The organism is Legionella santicrucis, assembly GCF_001468135.1.
In the GTDB taxonomy this organism is placed as follows: domain Bacteria; phylum Pseudomonadota; class Gammaproteobacteria; order Legionellales; family Legionellaceae; genus Legionella; species Legionella santicrucis.
This window is the reverse complement of sequence record NZ_LNYU01000091.1, coordinates 635,351-658,368: the sequence shown is the minus strand read 5'-3', so window position 1 is coordinate 658,368 and position 23,018 is coordinate 635,351. Positions and strand designations below refer to the sequence as shown.

The following is a 23,018-nucleotide window of genomic DNA, read 5'->3' as shown; positions in this document are numbered from 1 at the left end:
GCACCGCGCTGTTACTTGAACTCATGATGCGGTAAATACTGATCAAACCATTTTTGCGCTAAGCGCGCTGCTTCTTGTAGCGTTCCGGGTTCTTCGAACAAATGGGTTGCTCCAGGAACTATTTCCAATCGAGTGGTGCACTTCATTTGGGACATCGCTTGTTGGTTTAGTCCTATAACTACTTCATCATTACCGCCAACAATAAGTAAGGTAGGTGTTTTGACTTGAGGTAAATAATTTCCAGCTAAATCGGGTCGACCACCGCGTGAGACAATTGCCTTAAATAATTTAGGCTCTTGAGCAGCTGCCCCAAGAGCAGCGCCACCACCAGTACTGGCGCCAAACAAACCAATAGAAAAATGATAAGCAGTCAATTCGTTGATACACCAATGAGCCACAGTAATAAGTCGTGAAGCCAATAAATGAATATCAAACCGAAATTCACGTGTTACCTCATCAATAAGCTCTTCTTGTGAGGTGAGTAAATCAAAAAGCAACGTTGCGTATCTTCCTTGGTTCAAAATACTTGCTACATATTGATTACGACTACTGAATCGACTACTACCACTGCCATGTGCAAAGAGGATAATTCCTTTAGCGTCTTCAGGTATTATTAAAAGACCATTAAGATAAACGTTTGTACTTGGAATAGATATAGGATGTTCCATAGCAGTGGTATAGGTATTCATAGGTCTTCCCTTTCATTCCCTTGATTATTCCAATTATAGACTGAAGCAAACTAATCTGACATCATTTAGTCTTCCATACTTAATATTTGAATTAAGTAATTAGCTTGAGTTAAGCGTTGTGCTAATATAGAACTAATTTTTTTATGAAAAATAAGCGCTGCCTCAGGATGCAATTTCTCGAAATCAATAAGAGCATCTTGTGCTAATTTATAAATAGAACACTCTTTCTCTGCACGTACGGATGCAGTACGTGAAGTACCTAAATAAAATCCTATCTCACCAATAATTGTCCCTGCGCCACTTTTAGCCAAACGAATTTCCCTATCATTTGATTTCAAAAAAATAGATACCTCTCCAGATTCAATAAAACAAATGGAGTCACTCGGATCACCTTGTTTAAAAAGATACTCTCCAATCTTTACTTCAAATTTTTCCAAGTACTGAGCAAAAAACTGTTGTTGATGTTCATTGGGAATCAGCTGGTTTAACGTATTTACAATAATCGCTTTACCGGTTGGTTTAAGCTCTTGAGGAAGTTGTTTCAGCAATTCTTGTTCGCACCATTCCAGTCCTTGATCAATATCGGGAAACAAACGAATCTTAGAATATTTATTTAATACTCTTTGTCGATAAAATTGATCGATTAAGAACTGAGAACAATGAGTAAAAATCAATTCTAGAGAGATACTACGAATAAGCTGTTGTAAGCGAATAAAATTGAAATTCGCAGATGAATCAAGGCCATTGACCAATTGAAAATCAAAAATTAAAAATTGAAATTTTTGTTTTTTTTCTTCAATTAAATGATTAATACGATCCAACAATAACTTAGTACTACCAAAAAAAAGATAACCTTGTAATTTAAATATAAGTATTTTATGACCGTTTTCCATGAGCCATTTTTGCTCATAGAAAGGCCTAATAACATTGCTGTGGTAATAATCCTCTGTAAGAGAATACTTAATGGTATCAATTTTTGCATAACGAATTACGAAACTGATGCAAGTAACAACCAGCCCAATAAAAATACCCGGTAAAAACCCGAAAATAGAAATAATGAATACAATAGCGATAAGAATTAAATAATCGGTATGCGGCAGTTCATACCACCCATTATATAACCAATCATGCATCAACTTGAAAGCAATAGAAAGCAATAAACCGACTATTACAGGCATTGGTAAATACGAAATAATACTGGAATTGAAAAAAAGAATCGCCAGGCCAATACCACTTGCAATAATGCCTGAAATAGGACTTGTTGCACCCACATTTCGGTTAAATAATGTGCCGCTAAGTGATAAATTACAGGGGAATGCAAAAAATAGTCCCCCTAGAATATTAGCTACTCCGGCTACCTTTAACTCGTGCTCTACATCAGTATTTAGCTTTTCAGCCGTTTCTATACCACTAATATTGAGAAGTAATAAAACAATAATAAGGCCAATTAAACCCAAAATATAGCCCAATTGATGAACAATAATACTCCAATCAATTTGTCCGAGCATGGAAAAATCGAGCACGTTAAAAATAAAGGTCGATGTAAATGTTGAAAATAGCCAACCTGATTTTATCGCTTCTGCAGTAGACATATGATTAAGATAAAGAAAAATATGAATAAAAATCGACAACAGCACTACTGATAAAGGCAACACCCAAAACCGCTTATAAAAAAGTAATAAGAAAGCGAGACCAAATGCGAGGCTTAATTGTATTATCGTATGCGTTTGTAATGCACTTTGAATACTAAGATTTTGACTAATAAGATGTAAACTTGAACGAGCAATAATCCAAGCACTTCCTACTATTACTCCACCTAATACAGGATATGGCAAGAATCGAACTGATTGTCCAAGTTTTAGGTAACCTAAAACAAACATAGTGCAACCTACCATTAAAGATACCAACATGATTGTGACAATTAGGGTAGAGAAAAGAGCTTTTTCTGTTAAAGGATGAGCAGCAATATTAGCGAAGATAATCGCCAAAATAGCTCCAACGGCAGGCTCGGACCGTGAAATGCTAAAAGAAATGGAGCTCAAACAAGAACATAATAAATTAACAATAATTGAACCAATGAATAGACAACTGATTCCAAAGCTAAGATAAATTGATAAGCGTCCTTTAAAAACCAATGCACTAACAGCAATGGCAATAATCGCCATTACAAAACCAGAAAGCACACCAGCAACAATATCCTTTGTAATTACAGGATTTTTCTTCTCAGGCTTTGACAAGTATTACCCTTTATTGGAATCTCCTTAATAAATAGATTATAGTACACCTATATCTACGTACTCTAAGTACTTGAAACAAATTGTAAAAATAAGGTTTGATAATCCATGCAAAACATTTATCCCTGGACCTTAAAAGAACCAATCGATGCTTTTTTCTTTGACTGTGATGGTACACTTTCGCTTATTGAAGGGATTAATGTGTTGGCCACGATAAATGGTGTTGCAGAAAAAGTTCATCATATTACAGCACGATGTATGGGGCAAACTGGCATGACCCTCCATGATTATCGCCAACGCTTGGATTATGTCCAACCTACATTAAAACAAATTCATGAATTGGCAAAACAATACAAACAACATGTTGCTCCAGGAGCATTTGAACTTATCCAATTACTCCATCACTTAAATAAGAAGGTTTATATCATTTCAGCCGGAATTAAAACATCGGTAGACTTATTTGCCCAAACGTTAGGAATTCCTACCAGTCATGTACTTGCCATAGATGTGTATTTCAATGAATGTGGAAATTATCAAGGCTTTGATGAACAAAGCAATATGACTCAAGGTAATGGAAAAACAGTAGAAATCTCTTCGATACTCAAGCCAGGTGAGCATTCTTTACTTGTCGGTGATGGTGTGAGTGACTGGGAGACTCAAAATACAGTAACTCGATTTATTGGTTTTGCTGGCTTAAATCCCAAGGCATGGGTAAAAAATCATTCTAAGTTCTATATTACGAATACAAGCTTTTACCCAGTAATTCCTTTAAGTCTAACACTTGGTGAGTTGAAACAATTACCCCCCCAGTACTATGCTTATTATGAACGCGGATTAAAAGAGATTGAGAACTCTATTGTTCTTATTAAGGAGGATAAACATGTTCACAATTCAAGTTCTTGATAATATATCTCCTCAAGGCTTGAGTTTGTTTCATCCTGATCTTTATCAATTAGGTCTTAATCCTATAGATCCCGATGTCATTTTGGTACACTCACATCAATTACATGAGCATTCGTTTTCAAAGAACTTAAAAGCTGTAGCCCGAGCTGGAGCAGGTATTGATAATATCCCTGTTGAAGTACTGACCCAAAAAGGTATCCCTGTGTTTTATGCTCCTGGAGCAAATACAAATGCAGTAAAGGAATTGGTGATGGCAGCAATGATTATGGGTTATAGGCATTTGGATCAAACTCAAACATTTATTACTGATTTAACTAAAGCAAATAGCCAGACATTTCATCAAGAAATTGAAACTAAAAAAAAGAAATTTATTGGCCATGAAATTTCAGGTAAAACTTTAGGTGTTATTGGTTTAGGGAACATAGGAGTAAAAGTCGCCAATGCAGCATTGGCTTTAGGAATGAAAGTATTCGGATTTGATACAAACATGACTTTGAATAATGCTTTGGCGCTTATGCCTGGAGTTGAAAAAGTCACCGACATGAATCTCTTATTAACTCATGCGGATATTATTACCTTGCACATTCCTTTAAATGTAGAGACCAGACATTTAATTAATGAAGAAAATATTGGCTTATTGAAACCCAATACACTTTTATTGAATTTTTCTCGGGAACAATTAGTAAGCGAACCCGCAATTCTACAACAATTAAATAATAATCAATTAATGGGTTACATTACTGATTTTCCAACAATTAACCTCGCAGGTCATCCTAATGTTTTATGCTTCCCTCATATGGGAGCAAACACCCAAGAGGCAGAGCAAAGTGCTTCAGAAATGATTATTCGAAATATTTGTAATTATCTAGAACATGGCGGCATAGAATATTCGGTTAATTTTCCAAATATATCGCTGTCAATAGCTCAAATCCCCAACTGTCACCGCATACTTACTATTAACCAGAACACACCGGGAGTAATCGGTAAAATTACTCAGAAAATATCAAAAATGGAATATAATGTGGAGCAGATGGAAAATAAATCTCGAGGACCAATTGCAATTAATCTTATTGATCTCTCCGGCCCAAAAGAATCACTCCCAGAACTTTGTAAACAATTAAAAGAAATTTCAAGTTTAATGCATGTACGGCATATTGCAGTTCATAGTAAACAGTAAAAAATTAGCTCATAGAATAAATGAATTCAATCTACGCTTTTTAGTAAAACATAAAAATGATATTATATGTAAAACTTTTATACAAAAATAGACATAATCAATGTTCGGATTCAATGACAAAGTAGGAAAGGCTTTCTTCAATGATGCAAAGCATAATGAACTATTAGTTACAAGTCGTTTTTTTACATTACAAGGAGAAGGACCATATCGTGGACACCCCGCTTATTTTATCCGTCTTGCTAAATGTAACTTGGCTTGTTCTTTTTGTGATACCTATTTTGATTCGGGCGAGTGGAGAAACTTTACTTCTTTGCTAAAAGAAACTGATCAGGTTATCGACGATTTTTTTAAAAATCGTCGTTTAGCAACTCCCTCTTGGGCACAAGGTCTTGCCAAAAAAATGGTGCTAGTAATTACTGGTGGTGAACCTTCATTACAACAAAATTTATCTGCATTTTTAGAAACTGCTCAACTCTATTTCCAATCGACTCAAATTGAATCAAATGGTATTTCTGTTTTATCTGATCTCCCTAAAAACACTACTTTAGTAGTGAGCCCTAAATGTCTGGAAAAAGCAGGTAAAGTAATTCGTTACCTAAAACCCAATCCAAAAATGTTGGAACGCGCTGATTGTTTGAAATTTGTGATCTCAGCCCCTGAAAATAATCAATATGCACCCTACAGCGACATTCCTCTATGGGCACATGAATGGGCGAAACAAACAAGCAAACAAATCTTCATCAGCCCAATGAATATTTATCAAAAAGAGCCACAGCGTGTTAAAGTCATGCGTGATGAAGGTCGTTATCTTACCATGGCTGAACGTTCCGAAATCAATGAGGTAGTTAGTTTTTGGGAACCCGATCTTCTGGATCTGAAAACAAATCAACGCAACCATGAATACGCTGCAGAATACTGCATGAAATATGGGTTTATTCTTAACCTCCAAATTCATCTTTATGCAGGTCTTCCTTAAACGACCTGGATCTGTGATACACCTCTCTAAAAACTCAGGCTAGCTCTATTCTCCGATGTTCCACAGCTTGTCCGGCATAGTAAGCAGAAATGTGATCCAGAGACGGCTTAAACAACGAGTGTTGCTGTTTAATACATTAAATGCATTGCTACAAAAAGCTCAAATCAGCAAACAAGAACCAGTACTTATTAATACTTAAGGATTAGTATGAGACAAAAATATCCACCTTCTCTTTTTCTGGGATATTTTTGCCCTCATTCTATAGAATAAAACAATCAGAAATGAATCAAACCGTAGCGACCATATCGTGGCCGCAACATGTTGGCGACTTGATTTGCCCGCAACCATTAGGACACTTTGCAACTTGTACTTTGCCATCATCGGTTTTTATAGTATCACCCACTAATAATGCATCACATTTACTGCAAGTAATATTTTTTACTGCCATACCACATTTATGACATTTGTATTCCATGACAATACCTCCTTATATTTAATTTTATTAGTTCAATATAGGCATAAATATGAAACTTGTAAAATTTGCAAATCAATTTTCTCCTACAGCGGTAAGCCTAATATGTGAGCACTCCAAACAACTATTAACTGGACTCAATCTCCACTGCCACAGATTTAAGAAACGTCCTCGCGAAAGTGGAAACTCATTTTGATGGAGGAAGAATACTCAAATAAAAATGGATTTTTGCTTTTGCGAAAAGGACAAAACCCTTAAGACCAAATCGCTTATAAGGAGCCATTAGGATTTTTGTATTGCAAATACAATGTTGATAATGGCGTGTTTTAACAGATAGGTCCACTTCGGTCTTTTTCGAGAAATTCAGGAAATTCATTAGCGAGATCTTGATATTGTGAAGATTTTTTTATTTCAGCTGAAAAAAAATTTTGATAGACGCCATCTTCGTACGCTACACCTAATTTCTTAGCAATTAGCATCACTTCATGAAAACTATGATTGCCTCCTGCAGTTAAGAATGCATAGCATGCTAAGGAATACTCTTTTAATTCATCATGTGATAAATTGCCATAAAGCATCGCTCCATGTAGAAGTAGTGCTGTATGTCCAGAGGGACCGCTAATGAAAGGGTAATCCATATCAGATATTGCTTTGAAAAAGCCGGATGATAATATTGGCACCATTTTATACATCGCTTTTTCGTGCTCTGTGGTTTTATCTTTCACTCTGTTTGAAAAGGCTTTGTTTTTATTGATCCCTACATGAGTAGTGGTTTCATGTTTTATTTCAATTTCGTTACGGCGGTTTTTAAAAGTGTCCCCAGCATATATTTTTTTCGATATTTGTACTTTTCTTTGTTTAAACGCCTCTTCACTTTCATTCATGCTTTGTTTACTAAGTTGATCAAATATATGATGATTAAAAACGGAATGTATCAACATGATAGAACTAAAATCCGAATATTCGTCGCTTAAAACTTTAATGATTTGAGCAAAAATATCTGGGGCTGTTAGTTTATTCCCTCCAGAGAGATGCCCGTAAAATGAAACTTCATACAACTCTTTTTTGATAACTTTTAATTCGTCAATTGCCTTAATAACATCACTCTTATTTTCATTTAATAATAATAAAATAGCCTTAGAAATTTTTTGCATTGAATAAAAATTTTGAGCATTTTTTATAAGAAACCCAGCTAATTTGGATTCAAAATATTCATGATATTTTGTTTTTAACTCGTGGATTACTTCATCTTTCATAACCGACCTTAGGACTACCAAAAAAAATTGTATGTAATTATAGCTCAAATAATTGTCACATTGGCAGTGTCAATTGAGATTGAATTGCATCAAAAAGCATATTCTGAAATAAAAAGGGCTTTAGATGGTAGAAGCATATCGGCTAACTATGTCAGAGATTACTAACATTATTACATGTACCTTGTATTAAGCTTTTGTGCTGCGATTCTTTCAAAATCTTTTAAACAGTAAAGCCCATCGTTTTTGGACAAGAAAATTCTATATCCTTTACCAATTAGAGCTCTAGCTTACGCAATCGCAGGGCATTAATAATCACTGAAACAGAACTTAAAGCCATTGCTGTTGCTGCAATCATAGGATTTAATAGCAACCCTGTCAGTGGATAAAGCACGCCAGCAGCCAAAGGCACACCAAGTCCATTATAGATAAAAGCAAAAAAAAGATTCTGGCGTATATTTGCCATAGTGGCTTGAGACAGATGATGCGCTTTTGCAATGCCATTTAAATTACCATGCAAGAGAGTAATTCCAGCACTCTCAATCGCCACATCAGTGCCCGTTCCCATGGCAATACCAATATCAGCAGCTACTAAAGCTGGAGCATCATTCACCCCATCTCCGGCCATCGCCACAATAAATCCTTTTCCTTTCAATTCACTTATGATTTGCTTTTTGTCCTCAGGCATAATCTCAGCGACTACATTTTTAATTCCTAAGCTCTTGGCCACTGAGTCAGCAGTTATTTTGCTATCTCCAGTGAGCATAAAAATATCAATATTATTCTTTTGCAATATTTGTATCGCTTCTGGTGTACTCGGTTTAATCGGATCTTCTACTGCTAAAACAGCGACTACACGTCCATCTACAGCAAGAAACATTACTGAGGCACCTTGAGAACGAAGCTCATCTGCCTGGTGAATCAGCGAATCATCTTCCATGCGATATTCTTGCATCAACCGCATATTCCCAAGAGCAATGGGTATCTTATTCACTTGGCCAAGAATTCCTTTTCCTGGTACCGCTTCAAAATGAGTTATAGTGGCAAGAGTCAATTGTTTTTCTTTGGCAGCACTTATAATGGCATGGGCAAGAGGATGTTCACTATGAAGTTCAAGTGCCGCGGCTAAAGCCAAGAGTTCATCCGCTTCAAACTCTTTATTAGTAATCATTTGTGTTAATTTAGGTTGCCCTAGTGTCAATGTACCTGTTTTATCTACAACAAGCACATTAATCTTTTCCATCTGTTCAAGTGCCAGAGCATTCTTCACTAAGATTCCATTTTGAGCTCCTTTACCCACCCCCACCATTATAGACATCGGTGTGGCTAATCCCAATGCGCAAGGACAAGCGATAATCAATACAGATACTGCAGCGAGCAAGCCGTAACTTAATCCTGGCTGAGGACCAAAGAAAAACCATACCATAAAAGCAATGAATGCAATCAAAATTACTCCAGGCACAAACCAACCAGAAACCGTATCCGCTAATCGTTGAATCGGTGCCCTACTTCGTTGAGCATCACTAACCATTTGTACAATATGAGCAAGCATGGTATCACTACCAATATGTTCAGCCTTCATCACAAAGCTGCCATGCTGATTTATTGTAGCGCCAATCACCTTGGAACCTACGTCTTTACCCACTGGCATTGCTTCACCAGTAACCATAGATTCATCAACATTACTATGTCCCTCTAATACCTCTCCATCTACAGGAATTTTTTCACCAGGGCGCACACGCAATTTATCTCCGACCCGAACGTGATCAAGGGTGATTTCTTCCTCATTGCCTTCATGATTAATTCGGTGAGCGCTTTCTGGAGCTAAATTCAATAAAGCTCGAATCGCGCCACCAGTTTGCTCTCGTGCCTTTAATTCCAATACCTGTCCGAGTAAAACAAGCGTTGTTATGACCGCAGCCGCTTCAAAATAAACACTGATTAACCCTTTATTGCGGAAAGTAACAGGAAATATTCCCGGAAGTATCAAAACGATAGTGCTGTAAATCCAAGCAACGCCTATACCCATGGCAATTAAAGTAAACATATTTAATTGACCTGTTTTAAGCGATTGCAGGCCTCGCTGAAAAAAGGGTAATCCGCACCAGAGAACCACTGGGGTTGCTAATACAAATTGAATCCAAGCCGACTGATTTGCAGAGAGGATATGGTGAAATACATGACTTCCCATTTCCAAGACAAATACAGGGAAACTCAATATCAATGCCAGCCAAAAACGGTATTTCATCTCTTTATATTCAGGATTTTCTCCTTCTGCAGATACAGTTTCTGATTCAAGTGCCATACCACAAATGGGACAAGTTCCTGGACCTAATTGACGAATTTTTGGATGCATGGGACAGGTGAACATACCTGTTATCATTTTATTTTCAATTGAACGGTGCTGATGCACGTGATGATGGTGGTGATGACATGGTGAATGCTCTTTTGCTAACTCATTCTTTTTTAGATGATGTTGATGCTCTTGATCACCATGCCCCTTATTCATAGTATATCCTTTTATAATCCCTATATAAGAGATTATAGTCTTATATTAAGTCGGCAAGCGTATACTCATCATTTTCCAACAACTTTGCAATAATTTGATTAAATTCTGCGGCAATAAGATCTTTAGCCTGTGGTGTTAATGGACCGTTAATGGAAAATAGATATTCACCTTTTTGATTTTTTGAAAATAAGATCCAGAGAACATGGCTATTTGCCGGACGATCCTCACTACTAAAGTGATTCGCATATTGATACTTTAAAGGTGAAACCTCCAAATCATGATTGGACTTACCAAAAAAAGAAGGAGTGATATTAATCAATACTCTTAACCGCTCCGGCTTTTGTAAAGGAATATTTGTCTTAAATAACTTATTTAGTTTCAATTTAATTGCTGTTGAGTAATCAATCACTTCCGCCCAACTTAAATACTTAAGATAAAAATCAATAAGTTTCGAGTCGAGCTTACTTTTTTTAAATTGTTTGGTTAAGCAAAATTTATTCCATTTGTAGCGCAAATAATGAGTTATGACCAATCCGGCTCCTTGAAACTCATTATTTTTAATTACATGGGAGCATTTTTGATAAGGAGCTGCTTTCAATTGTTGCTCATCAATCGCTTTAATGAAATCAATAAAACGATACTCTTCATTTAAAGTACTATTTATTTTTTTATATTCTGAAAACAAACCAACAATCGAATTATACTGGCTACCTTCTCTCCCACTATGAATTTGGATAAAGGGTACTTTCTTTTGACGACTCAACTTATAAAATGCAATATGACAAACCGCAATTAATCCTGTGCTTACATTCATATTTTTTGTTTTATGCCACTCAATAAATTGCTCTGCACAATGAGAATCAATTGGATAATGGAATAAATATTTTTTCTGGCTGGCAGTGGACATGAAATACTGAGGGCCCAAGTACAGCATTTTAAATGCTTTATTATAATCGCGCCAAAAATCAATTTTCTCTTTTAAATTTTTTTCATAAAGAGAATTATTTTTTTTGACATAGCTAAGAAAAGAGTCTCTTTCTGGCTCCATACTTAACCCCTCCCCGTGAGCAAGCATGTCATAACATCTTTTGAATTGACTCAATACCAGATCACATGAAGGACCATCAACGATAATATGAGGTATTATTATATGTAATTCATGTAAATCACTATTTATCTTATAGAGATAGACCCGAATTAAAGGTTGTTCATATAAAGGAATAGCGCGCAGCATATTCTTTTGAAATTCCTGGCTCAGCTCTTTAGGTTCATTCTCTAAAGAGACATCCTTATAAATTAATGCAAACTGACCTTGCCTTTTCAATACTTGAATAGGTTCTTCTTTATTAAAACTCAACCAGAATGTACTGTTTCTTTTAACTATAAAATCAAATGATTGAGCAACATAGTCTTTATTGAGTTTACCTTGGATCTGTAATTGAGTACCTATATTGTAAGGATACTCTCGTTTATTAAGCACCCAAAATACATATTGAAAATCACATAAAGGCGCTTCTTCTTGCAGTGGGTTTTCAATAAGTTGATGCTCTGTTTTGTAATTAAAATTAAAGAAATCTTGTAACTCATCAACAATGCTTTTTGCAATTTTGCGTATGCTTGGTTTATTAATGAAATACTCTATAGACAAATTAAGTGTAGGGCATTGCAATTTATCATGAATTCGATTTCTAATTTCGATGGCCATTAATGAATCTAATCCCAATGAAAATAGCCCATCATCAATTTTGATTTGCTCCATAGTATCCAAACCTAAAACATCTGCAACAATTTCACGTAAAGCTTGGGCAAGTAAGGCCATAGATTCTTCTTGGGTATGCTGACGCAAAGCATTTAAAAAATGTTGGTCGACTGGATTATTCTTAACCAAGTCAGACAACCACGCTTGTTTAGGTACAAATTTAAAATAAATTTCCCAATTAATAGGACATACCGCAATTTGCGCTAGCTGACTTTTTAATAAAACATCAAGAATATCGATACTGGATTTATCAAGTGAGGTAAATCCACGCTGTTGTATTGCTTGAGATAAGTTAGCAGTCATACCTATAGCATTAAAAGGCCCCCAATTTATAGCTATGGCGGGTAATCCTTGTTGCTGCCTTAAATAAGCTAATCCATCCAAAAATCCATTAGCTGCCACATAATTTGCTTGTCCTCGTGCCCCTAATACCGAAGCTGATGATGAAAATAACACAAACAAATCCAAAGGAATCTCTTGCGTTAATTGATGCAGAATCAAAGCGCTATCCATTTTCGCGCTTAATACAGGTTGCATCTCTTCGTCACTTAAATTGATTAAGAGGCCGTCTTGCACTATACCTGCAAGGTGGAATACGCCTTGCAATGGATGTGGGCCTTGTTCAATCCCAGCAATAATTTTTTCCATTTGCTGATAATTACTGGCATCTGCTTGAGAATGCTGAATAAATATATTTTGCCTTCGTGCTTGATTAATTAATTCCTTGATAGAGTTAGGGCATTCGGATCTACTTGTAATAATAATATGCTGAGCCCCTCGTTGCATGAGGTATTCAATTAACAATCGTGCCAAACCACCAGTTCCACCGGTGATCAAGTAACTTACATCACTTTTAAACGACATTTCTTCTTGAGTAAGGTTCGTTGGCAACTGCATTTTCTTAAGTCTTGGAATGTAAACGGACTCTCTAACTGCAAATTGATTTTCAGAATTATTTGTTGAGAACAAAATACTTAAAACAGGTGACAAAGTACTCTTGGTATCCAAATCCACAATGTAATTTTTATTGAGCTCAAGTTCATTGCTAAAAGTTTTCCAAAAAGAACTCGCCATTGTATGATAAGGATTAACTTTGTCTTTCTCATGAATAGCATAAGCATTTTCTGTCACCAAAATAAAGCTATTGGGCCGTAACTTAAATAATTTCTGGCAACAATGAAATAAGGCATTGAATAGATCTTGATGATATAAAAATACAATGTTCTTATTCTCAATGTTTTTGATCTCATTAAGATTGTCTATAAGCTGATAATTCAGATCGACAAGTACTTTTTTAGCGTGTACAGGATCTGAAGCAATCACCAATAACTCGGGGATTTCTGTTTGAACCGAATTAAACTTAAATGTATTCCATCGAGTATGATAAAGATGTTGGAGATTTGGTTCATACGAAATGAAATGGGCTCGAGTAACTTTTCGTAATTTAAGCTTTTCTATTTCACCAATCAGTAACCCTGAGTTATCATAAAATTTTATATCAAAACAAAGCTCATTTTCATTATCAGAGGCTCGTTGCGTGAGATGCACCCAGGTATTTCGAGTGGCTTCTTGAAAAGTAATCATGCGCGCAAATGTATAAGGTACATAAGTTGAATGCTCAACATGATTCATAACAAATAACCAAATACTTTGCATAGCGCCATCAAGCAAAAGAGGATGATAATAATAATTTTGTCCATCACCGGTTTTGGGTAATACTATTTTTGAAAGTATGTTTTCATTATCTATATAACTCTCTTGTAATACCTGAAACTTTTCATCGTAAAAAAAAGAATGTGCTTTAAAATGCTCATAAATTTGTAAGGATTTAATATGGCGAGCAAAAGATGATTTTATGGTATTAAGATCAACAGATTCAGGTATTGATGGTGCTACCAAACCGATTTCCATTTCTGAAAATAATTGCCAGTTGTCCTCTTGTTTAGCAAAAATGTTTATTTTGAATTGATTATCATTTTGGGGTTTAACTTGTACCTGAAATTCTTGTTCGGTTTTAGGATATAAAGGACGTTCAATATGAAACTTGTCAATACAAAAAGCATTGCGTTTTAAAACCAGTCGAGCAGCTGCTAAACCTGATTCAATATATGCCGTTGCCGGCAATACAACTTTATCAAAGATATAATTTTGTTGGATATAAGAAAAATGGTCTAAATCCAGTTTGTTACAAAATAAATATTCATTTCCAGGAAGGGAAAACATTTGTCCTAAAAGAGGATGAACTACATCTGAAGGAGCATTTTGAGAAGATTTTTTTTCAACCCAAAACTCAACAAGATCAAATGGATAATAAGGTAAATTGACTTTAGCATAATCGTTGCCTGCAGCTTTATAATAGGAAACCCAGTCGACTTCTTTACCGTGTAGATAAAGATTAAATACTGATTTAAGTGCTGGATCATTAAAATGAAGTGCCTCATTGAACTGACCCGTTTCTAATAATTGACTCGCCTCTTTGGCGGTTTGAGCTACTAAAGCTACTCGATAAGTATGATGTTCTCTACAGGTAGCTGCAGTAAAACAGATATCCCCCAAATCATCCGTCGTTGTTGCCAAATACTGTTGATAATTTTCAGTCAAATTATCCAGAGAAGTTTGGGACTTGGCTGAGAAAACAAGTAAGTGGGGCTTACGAGCTTGTAACTGCGCTTCCCTACCTCCATCTAATTGAGAAGAGTTCTCAACCGCATTAAGATCGTCAGATGTTAAGTGGGCAGCAGAAAACTCTTGTAAAATAACATGTGCATTAGTACCGCTAAAACCAAATGCATTCACTCCCACACATTTTAGCTTAGCAGGAGTATTCCAATCCATTTTTTGCAACGCAAGGCGCATTTCACCTAAATGGATATGAGGATTTAATTTTTTAAAATTTAAAAGTGGATAAATTTTTTTCTTTTGCAAGCTGATGACCGTTTTAATAATACTTGCCACACCAGCAGCACTTTCAAGATGACCAATATTAGTTTTGACAGCACCAAGATATAATGGATTATCTAAACCCCGCCCTTTTCCATAAACTTTATTGATTGCATGAACTTCAATGGGATCACCCAAAGGAGTACCTGTTCCATGGGCCTCAATATAACTGATATCACTGGTTGATAAGTCAGTTTGACTTAATGCCTTCATCATCACTTCTTCTTGGCTTAAACCATTAGGAACAGTTAATCCTGCAGACCTCCCATCATTATTAACTGCTGATGCTTTGATGACAGCTAAAATGGTATCCTTGTCACGTAATGCATCAGACAGTCTTTTTAAGAAAAGCACCCCACAACCTTCTGCTCGCGCATAACCGTCCGCATGTTCATCAAAAGTTTTACACTCTCCATCCGGTGATAATGCTTTCGCTTTACATAGAGTCACATTGGATTCTGGCATTAATAAAACGTTGACACCACCTGCTAATGCATAATCGACTTCCCTATTTTTTAAACTTTGGCACGCGTAATGAATTGCGACCATCGATGAAGAACATGCCGTATCTACACTAATTGATGGTCCTTTAAAGTCAAAGGCATAGGCAACTCGCCCCGGGATAAGATTGGAGACATTCCCTGTAATAGAATAAACGCTTAATTCTTCATTAGAAAAACCTGACTTTTCGAGTTGCGCATAATATTCATTAGGCCCTACGCCAGCAAATACGCCAGTTAAACTACCACATAAAGATTCAGGGGTGTAATTTGCATGTTCTAAAGCATTATAAGAACAGGCTAAAAATATTCGCTGTTGAGGCTCCATCAACTTCGCTTCACGAGGACTAATTCCAAAGAAATTGGCATCAAAACCTTTGATATTTTCAATTAATCCCAGTTTCTTAACATATGATTTTCCTGGAGCATCCATATTAGGATCATAATATTTCTTATTATCCCAGCGCTCAGCGGGAATCTCTCTCATACCACTTCGCCCTTCTTCGAGCAATGCTTCAAAAGCAGCAATATCCGGGGCATTAGGAAAATTACAGCTCATACCAATAATAGCAATTGAATCATCTGCTTTTTCTACTATAGGTTTAGGAGCTTGCTTTTTAATTAAATGCGTATCCAGCTCCGATTCTATATATTGAGCAAGTTTGTTAATCGATGGATAATCAAAACCAATAGTGGCAGTTACTTTAAGTGTTGGCGCCAGCTTTTCCTTAAGCTTGGTAGCCAGCTCTGTAATCATCAGTGAGTCAAAACCAAGTTCAAAAAATCCTTCATTTTCATCTAAATCTTCAACATCTGATAGCTCAAGAATTTCTTTACAAATGCTAGTTACCATCTCATTACAGGCTTGTAATCGATTTTCTGTACCCACTTCAAGATAATCATTAAGCCATGCTGATAAATTTTGATCAGATATATGGCCTACACCAATAAGATTACTCGCCAAGTTGTGATGAAAAGCAGGCAATGGTTTGGGGACAAAATCAAGCATAAACTTGAGATAATCTGGTGAAATAATGGCCGCATGACTTAACGGTTCATTGATAAGCACTTTAATAAAAGTATGACCTTGTTCATTACTAATTAAGGACTGCTTTAGACCTTGATCTTGTGAGCGTTTCTTCGCCATACCCACTTCACCCCAAGGTCCCCAATCAATCGCGGCACCCACCAACCCTAGACGTCGTCGTTCAGCAATTAACGCATCCAAAAAACTATTTGTGCCACTATATACTGACTCTTTATTGCTTCCAAATACCGATGAAATCGAAGAATAAACAACAAAGAAATCCAAATCAATATTTTGACTCAGTTCATGTAAATACCATCCCCCCAATACTTTGGCAGAAAACAAATAATCAACGTCATTATCAGTATGTTCAATTAAGGACGCTTTAACTGCGGCACCAGCAGCATGAATAATTCCCTTAAGTAAACCATCAGTATTCAGTTCTAAAAGCAAAGCCCGCAGTTTCTCTTTATCGGTAACATCTAAACTGATCGCACGAATTGTTCTTCCTGTATAATTGAATTTTAATTTTTTTATTGCTTCTTCTATTGCAGGTTTATTGACATTTCTTGAGGTAAGAATAATTTCTCTTGCTCCGGAGGAAAGTAGCGCTTGTGCAGTTACCAAGCCTAAACCACCACAACCACCCGTAATAAGATAGCGGCCTTCACCATAAAGCGAGCGCCTTCGGTCTACTAATTTGGTTTTTTTCAAACGCGCAATGAATCGCTTCTTATCTCTATAGGCAACAATATGTTCGTAATACGGATCATCATTATAATTTATTTCATCAATAACTTGTGCAATATAATCTTCATCATCCGTTTTTTCCGAATCAATAAGTATCGTATGAAATTGAGGTAGTTCTAATACCAAAGTACGGCAAAACCCTATCAGAGGACTATTACTCAAATTAAGCTTACCCGCAGCAAGCTCAGTAATTGCATTTGTAGTGAGAACAATAAGTGGTAATTTGATGGCTTTATCATGAAGCTCTTTGATCAAAGCCAATAATTTTTTTAGTGTACTTTTTTGAAAAACAATATTGGACTCAATATCGCTGTCTACAGGAAAATCCAAACCCATTGCAAATAGAATTCCATTGAGTTTTTCTAATGGATAATTATCTTCTTCAGAAACCACAGATAATCCCTGGGATCCAAACCTGGAACCGAGATGTTTCGCCCCCAGAAGCAGCCAATGATTGCCGTGGATCTTACGCTGATTTTTAGTACACGGTTGGTGCTGCCATTGCAATTGAAAGCACCAGTCTTTAGGCATAGGTACATCTTTTAGCTTATCTTTTGTTTCAAACCAATGTTCTTCACGATCAAATTCATATAAAGGCAACTTAACTTTTATAAAGAAATTATCTCCAAAAAGCGCTTCCTCATTCTCCTTATCTTGCGTGTTTTCAGACTCTAATCCTGCTGCAAGGACATTATAATAATTAAGCCAATCAATCTTAATTCCATCTTGATATGCAGCCTGTAACTGATCCAATTTCATTGATTGGTGCAAAAATAAAGGAGTGCTTTTTTCTTTTTTGATTTGATAAATTCTATATTCATTTTTTTCAAGAAGAAACGCAGCTTCTTTTGCGGTGCTCGCTTTAATTGCTACCCGAAATAGGAAATGATTGCGGCATGTGGCCGCGGTATAGCAAATATCAGCAAACTCTTTATCGGTGTTTGCCAAGAACTTTTGATAACTTGCTAAAAGTAACTCAAGAGCAGTGTTACTTTTTGCTGAAATCAGCAATAAGGACTCTTGCGGTAAAACACGAGGATCCATTTTTCGTAGCGGTACTTCTTGTAGGACAACATGCGCATTGGCGCCACTAAATCCAAATGAACTTACACCCGCACACCGTAAACCTTTCTGTTTACGCCAATCTATAGTACTCAATGGAATAACTGTATTTTTTAATTCAATTTGTGGATTTAATTTTTTAAAATTGAGGTGTTTAAATAATTGATGTGTATGTAAGCTTAAAACTGTTTTAATCACTCCTGCCACACCCGAAGCGCTTTCTGAATGACCTATATTCGTTTTAACTGAACTAATGTAAAGCGGATTCTCTTGACTGTGGGCATCACTAAAAATTTTAGTAAGTGCATTCACCTCGATAGGATCAGCCAGTGGTGTGCCTGTGCCATGCGCTTCGATATAATCGATATCAGCTGGGGAAAGGCTTGCTTTAGCAAGAGCGCTGCGTATTACTTCCTCTTGCGCAATCCCATTAGGAACCGTAAACCCACCACTCTTGCCGTCACTATTAATTGAAGTCCCTTTAATTACTGCAAGAATCGTGTCCTTATCTTTGAGTGCGGTACTTAAACGTTTTAAAACAATGACACCACATCCTTCGCTACGCGCATAACCGTCAGCATCTTCACTAAATGTTTTACAACGACTTTCAGGAGATAACATTCTTGCTTTTGAAAGAGTAATATTCGAATCAGGAGCAAGTAAAATATTAACGCCCCCTGCTAAAGCCATATCACAATCACCAGATTGTAAACTCACGCACGCATCATGAATTGCAGTCATGGACGAAGAACATGCTGTATCAATTGCCTGTATTGGGCCATGAAAATCAAAAGCATAAGCCACTCGTCCCGGAATGGCATTTAAAACATTTCCAGTAGCGAAATAAATATTTAAATCATCCAATCCCACGCCTAAACCTGCTAAAAGACGTGGATACTCGTTCGTGCCAACACCAACAAAAACACCTGTTTTGCTGTCTTTTATTGCAGCAAGAGGAAGATTCGCATTCTCTAAAGCATGGTAGCTTGTTTCTAAAAACACACGTAACTGAGGTGACATCAGCTTGGCTTCTCGTGGACTAATATTAAAAAATTCAGCATCAAAATTTCGGATGTGTTCGATAAGTCCAAGTTGTTTGATGTAAAGTCGTCCTAAAGCATTAACATCAGGATCATAAAACTTTTCATTATCCCAACGATCTAAAGGTATATCGACCATACCGCTTTCCCCGTCTTCTAACAGAGATAAAAATTCATCGATATTTGTTGCCTTGGGAAAACGACAACTCATTCCTACAATAGCAATAGGTTCATTATCAAGTACATTGACTGTGGGTTGGCGAACAACTGGAGTTGGCAACAAAATCTGTTGTAAATGTCTTGCAAGTTTATCCACAGTTAAAAAAGCTGGAGTCGACATTTTATAGGAAAACGTTTCATAAATACTTTGATCAAGTTCTACAAGTAGTTCTTGAGTCAATCCTAGAGATCCAAAGTCTTCATTTTCATCAACACTTTCTTTTTTTAGCAGAGTTTGTATTTTTGCGGCCAGTTGACCCTTGATAATTTCAATTTGTTGCTCTCTGGATTGTTGTTGCAATGCATCGGGTAAATTTCTTACCCTTGGCTCATGCCAATACGATTTTCTATCAAAATGATACAGAGGTAAATCTACCTTAGAATATGCAAGAACATCGGAGGCTATTTTAATATTAAATCCAGTAAGATAACTTTCATAAATATTCTGGACATCAGGAGTTATTTCTCTAACTTCTTTTTTGAGAGTTACTTTGTACAGCTCGTAATCTTGAGACTCAATTTTTTTGATTAATGTATTTTTGTCACTAGCAATGATAGCACAGCGATACTTGAAATGGTCACGACAATGAATCAACGTATAACAAATATCCCTTAAGCAAGCCGATGTATTTTTAAGATAAGAGACATAACTTGTTATCATATGCTTTAGTGAATACTCACTATTTGCTGAAATAACAAAACACTTGGGTTGGCCATCATCTGAACTTTCTGGATTTATTGTATTATTTGGCTCTTCAATAATCGCGCTCACATTAGTACCGCTAAAACCAAAGTTAGATACTTGTGCATACCGTTTTTTATTTTTAAGCTTTTTAAATTCAATTGCTTGGGTTGGAAATAATGCAGGTATCTTCTGGGGATCAATTACTTGATTTGGTTTTGAATAATGTAAGTTTGGAGGAATTTTTTCATGCTGTAACGCACCTATCACTTTAATCAATGAAGCAATCCCAGATGAAGCGATACCATGGCCTATATTACTTTTTAATGCCCCGATAATTAGAGGTTTCTCTTTTGAATGCAGACCTTGATGCACATGCTGAATTGCATTAAATTCAATTGAATCACCAACAACAGTACCTGTTCCATGAGCTTCTAAGTAATCGATATCGCCTGCTGTCAAATTAGCCTGGGCTAATGCCTCTTGATGAAGAGCAATTTGAGCCTTGATATTTGGTGCAACTAATACTGTACCATCATCACCATCTTGATTCATAACTACACTTTTTATGACCGCCAAAATGGTATTATTGTCGTTGAGGGCATCGCTTAAACGTTTTACAATCACTACACCACAGCCTTCACTACGTACAAAACCATCGGCTTTTATATCAAAACTGCTGCATTGATCATGGGCTGATAACATGTTGGCTTTAGTTAAACCAATAAAATTTTCAGGACAAAGGTTCAGGTGAACCCCTCCCACAATTGCCAGTGAACATTGCCCCATTCTTAATGAATTTGCAGCAAGGCAAAGCGCAGATAAAGAAGAGGAACAGGCTGTATCCACAGCCAAACTTGGTCCTTTTAAATTAAGAAAATGAGAGAGTCTTCCTGCTGCAGCGCTACTTGCTGCTCCAATTTGAGTGTATGCATTAAATTCAATATGGTCTTTATAATTCAGTTGACTGTAGTCTTGCGCTGAAGTGCCGTAAAATACACCCGTATCCGAATCATTCAGCGAGTCCAGCCTAATATTAGCATGATTCAGGGCACGAATAGCTACCTCTAAAAAAAGTCGATGCTGTGGATCCATTTGCTTCGCTTCAACAGTAGCGATTTTAAAAAAAGAAGCATCAAACAATTGAGGATTATTAAGAAAACCTCCCTTACGGCCAATTATTTTATCAGTTTTGTCGCGATCAGGATCATAATATTCATCAACATTCCAACGGTTTTTCGGCACCTCTTTAATAGGAGATTGCCCTTTAATCAACATTGTATAAAATGAATCAATATCTTCTACATCCGAACCCATCCCAGGAAATTGACAATTCATGCCAATAACTGCAAGAGGCTCATTAAGAATATCGTTTCTATTATTTTCCTGGTTTTTTTTCACCACTTAAAATACTCCCATACCACCAGATGCAGTATCAAAAAAATAAAAAATAACAATAATAGGAATTTATAACAAGACTCTCAATTCTTTCGCTAGAGAGGCAGAGCTTACATAAGAGTAAATGGTTATCGCAGAAGCACTTGCAGCAATCAGGCAAAAGATGCGGTTATGCAAGAGGTCTATTGCTGAACATTAGTTTCTTTTATATGCTTATTAAACAGATCCCCACTAAATTTATTTATATATGAAAACAATAATGTCATGGCTTAAAGGTTCGCTCTCAAAATCCCCTGCAAAAGAACATCATGACACTCATACTTATTTAATAGCACAAAAAGATACCTCCGAACAAAAAAATCCAAAAAATAAGATCGATTTTTACGAAAATTACTTTTCTCTTATCGCTTCTGGTGCGCGATTAAAACTCGTAGAAGCAATGTTTAATTTGAACTTATTTGCTTTATTTGAAAAAAATGAATTTGTTTTAGAACAAGAAATCATCGAAAAATTAGGATTAATGCCAATCAGAGCTAAAAAATGGCTCCATTTGCTTAGTTGTGAATATTTTTTAATAAAAAATGAAATAAATGGTGAACCCGCTTATAAATTAACCGATGAGTTTTACCAATTAATGCAAAGTGAACGATGGTGGAGCATGCAGTTCTTTTTTAATAGCTGGAATGTCGCCGCAGAAGAAAATCTGACTGATGTATTACGTTATGGTAAAGTCAAAACAAGTGTTTCCTGGCCCCCTAAAAAAGATACGGAAGTGGTATGGCTAGAGGATTGGATGATGAAAACGGCAGACCAACCGATTCGTTGTATTTTAGATCATATTAACTTTAAAAAAGTATCTGCTCTTTTGGATGTAGGGGGTGGAGACGGAACCATGGCTTGTGCTTTCGTTACCGAACACCCTCATTTAAAAGCTGCAGTATATAACTTACCAAAACCCGCTTTAATGGCAAGAAAAACGATTGCTGATAAAAATTTAAGCAATCAAGTAAGTGTTATTGAGGGTGATTTTATTAAAGAAAATACCTTTCCAGAAGGTTTTGATCTTATTTTGTTTACCCGGGTTCTCTTTGACTGGAATGAACAAGTTGATAGAAAACTATTAGCTATGGCTTATCAAGCACTACCTAAAAATGGCCTTGTGGCCATCTGTGAATTTTATAAAGAAGAAAATAATGATCGCTGCCTTTCTGCAGAATACCGTTATATTTTTCACGATGATTTTACACCTCATGTAATGAAAACAGTCGAAGATTACCTACACATGTTGACTGAAATTGGTTTCAAAATCATTCAAGAAAATAAAGATGAAAAACCCATTTTCTCTTACTGTTCTTTAATTTTGGCTCAAAAATAATGGCTAATAGCAAAGATTTAAGATCATCACATCTTTAGTTAAAAAAGAGCATT

Annotated in this window: 10 protein-coding genes; 4 read left to right on the top strand and 6 right to left on the bottom strand. The window is 36.2% G+C overall.

All coding sequences use genetic code 11. The annotated features are described in order from the left end of the window. Window positions 1-11: 11 nt before the first annotated feature. Both Lsan_RS20655 and Lsan_RS20650 read right to left on the bottom strand, forming a co-directional pair. Window positions 12-689, bottom strand: a complete 678-nt coding sequence (locus Lsan_RS20655; protein WP_058515976.1) for a dienelactone hydrolase family protein — start codon at window positions 687-689, stop codon at window positions 12-14. A 65-nt stretch (window positions 690-754) separates the two neighbouring features. Further along, window positions 755-2,926, bottom strand: coding sequence for a SulP family inorganic anion transporter (locus tag Lsan_RS20650; RefSeq protein WP_058515975.1), 2,172 nt, complete (start codon window positions 2,924-2,926; stop codon window positions 755-757). Between the two features lie 105 nt (window positions 2,927-3,031). Between Lsan_RS20650 and Lsan_RS20645 the strand changes: the two genes are divergently transcribed. The 3 genes from Lsan_RS20645 (at window position 3,032) to Lsan_RS20635 (ending at window position 5,979) form a co-directional block, all read left to right on the top strand. Next, window positions 3,032-3,826, top strand: a complete 795-nt coding sequence (locus Lsan_RS20645; RefSeq protein ID WP_058515974.1) for an HAD-IB family phosphatase — start codon at window positions 3,032-3,034, stop codon at window positions 3,824-3,826. Then, the gene (locus Lsan_RS20640) at window positions 3,804-5,003 is read left to right on the top strand and encodes a 3-phosphoglycerate dehydrogenase family protein (RefSeq protein ID WP_058515973.1); all 1,200 of its coding nucleotides are present in this window, start codon (window positions 3,804-3,806) and stop codon (window positions 5,001-5,003) included. The genes Lsan_RS20645 and Lsan_RS20640 overlap by 23 nt, the downstream gene beginning before the upstream one ends. Window positions 5,004-5,103: 100 nt before the next feature. Continuing rightward, the gene (locus Lsan_RS20635; RefSeq protein ID WP_058515972.1) at window positions 5,104-5,979 is read left to right on the top strand and encodes a 7-carboxy-7-deazaguanine synthase QueE; all 876 of its coding nucleotides are present in this window, start codon (window positions 5,104-5,106) and stop codon (window positions 5,977-5,979) included. Window positions 5,980-6,265: 286 nt separating this feature from the next. Here Lsan_RS20635 and Lsan_RS20630 read toward each other — a convergent pair whose 3' ends face one another. The 4 genes from Lsan_RS20630 to Lsan_RS20615 form a co-directional block, all read right to left on the bottom strand. Continuing rightward, complete coding sequence (locus tag Lsan_RS20630; RefSeq protein ID WP_058515971.1) at window positions 6,266-6,454, bottom strand: hypothetical protein; 189 nt, start codon at window positions 6,452-6,454, stop codon at window positions 6,266-6,268. A gap of 323 nt (window positions 6,455-6,777) precedes the next feature. Further along, on the bottom strand, window positions 6,778-7,707 hold the full coding sequence (locus Lsan_RS20625; RefSeq protein ID WP_058515970.1) for a hypothetical protein: 930 nt from the start codon (window positions 7,705-7,707) through the stop codon (window positions 6,778-6,780). A gap of 274 nt (window positions 7,708-7,981) precedes the next feature. After that, window positions 7,982-10,213 carry a copper-transporting P-type ATPase gene (locus Lsan_RS20620; RefSeq protein WP_058515969.1) on the bottom strand — a complete coding sequence of 744 codons (2,232 nt, stop codon included), beginning with the start codon at window positions 10,211-10,213 and terminating at the stop codon, window positions 7,982-7,984. 40 nt (window positions 10,214-10,253) lie between these two features. Further along, window positions 10,254-21,596, bottom strand: a complete 11,343-nt coding sequence (locus Lsan_RS20615; protein WP_058515968.1) for an SDR family NAD(P)-dependent oxidoreductase — start codon at window positions 21,594-21,596, stop codon at window positions 10,254-10,256. A 241-nt stretch (window positions 21,597-21,837) separates the two neighbouring features. On the opposite strand from Lsan_RS20615, the gene Lsan_RS20610 reads away from it, so the two are divergent. Next, window positions 21,838-22,965, top strand: a complete 1,128-nt coding sequence (locus Lsan_RS20610) for a methyltransferase (RefSeq protein WP_058515967.1) — start codon at window positions 21,838-21,840, stop codon at window positions 22,963-22,965. The last annotated feature ends 53 nt before the right edge of the window (window positions 22,966-23,018 follow it).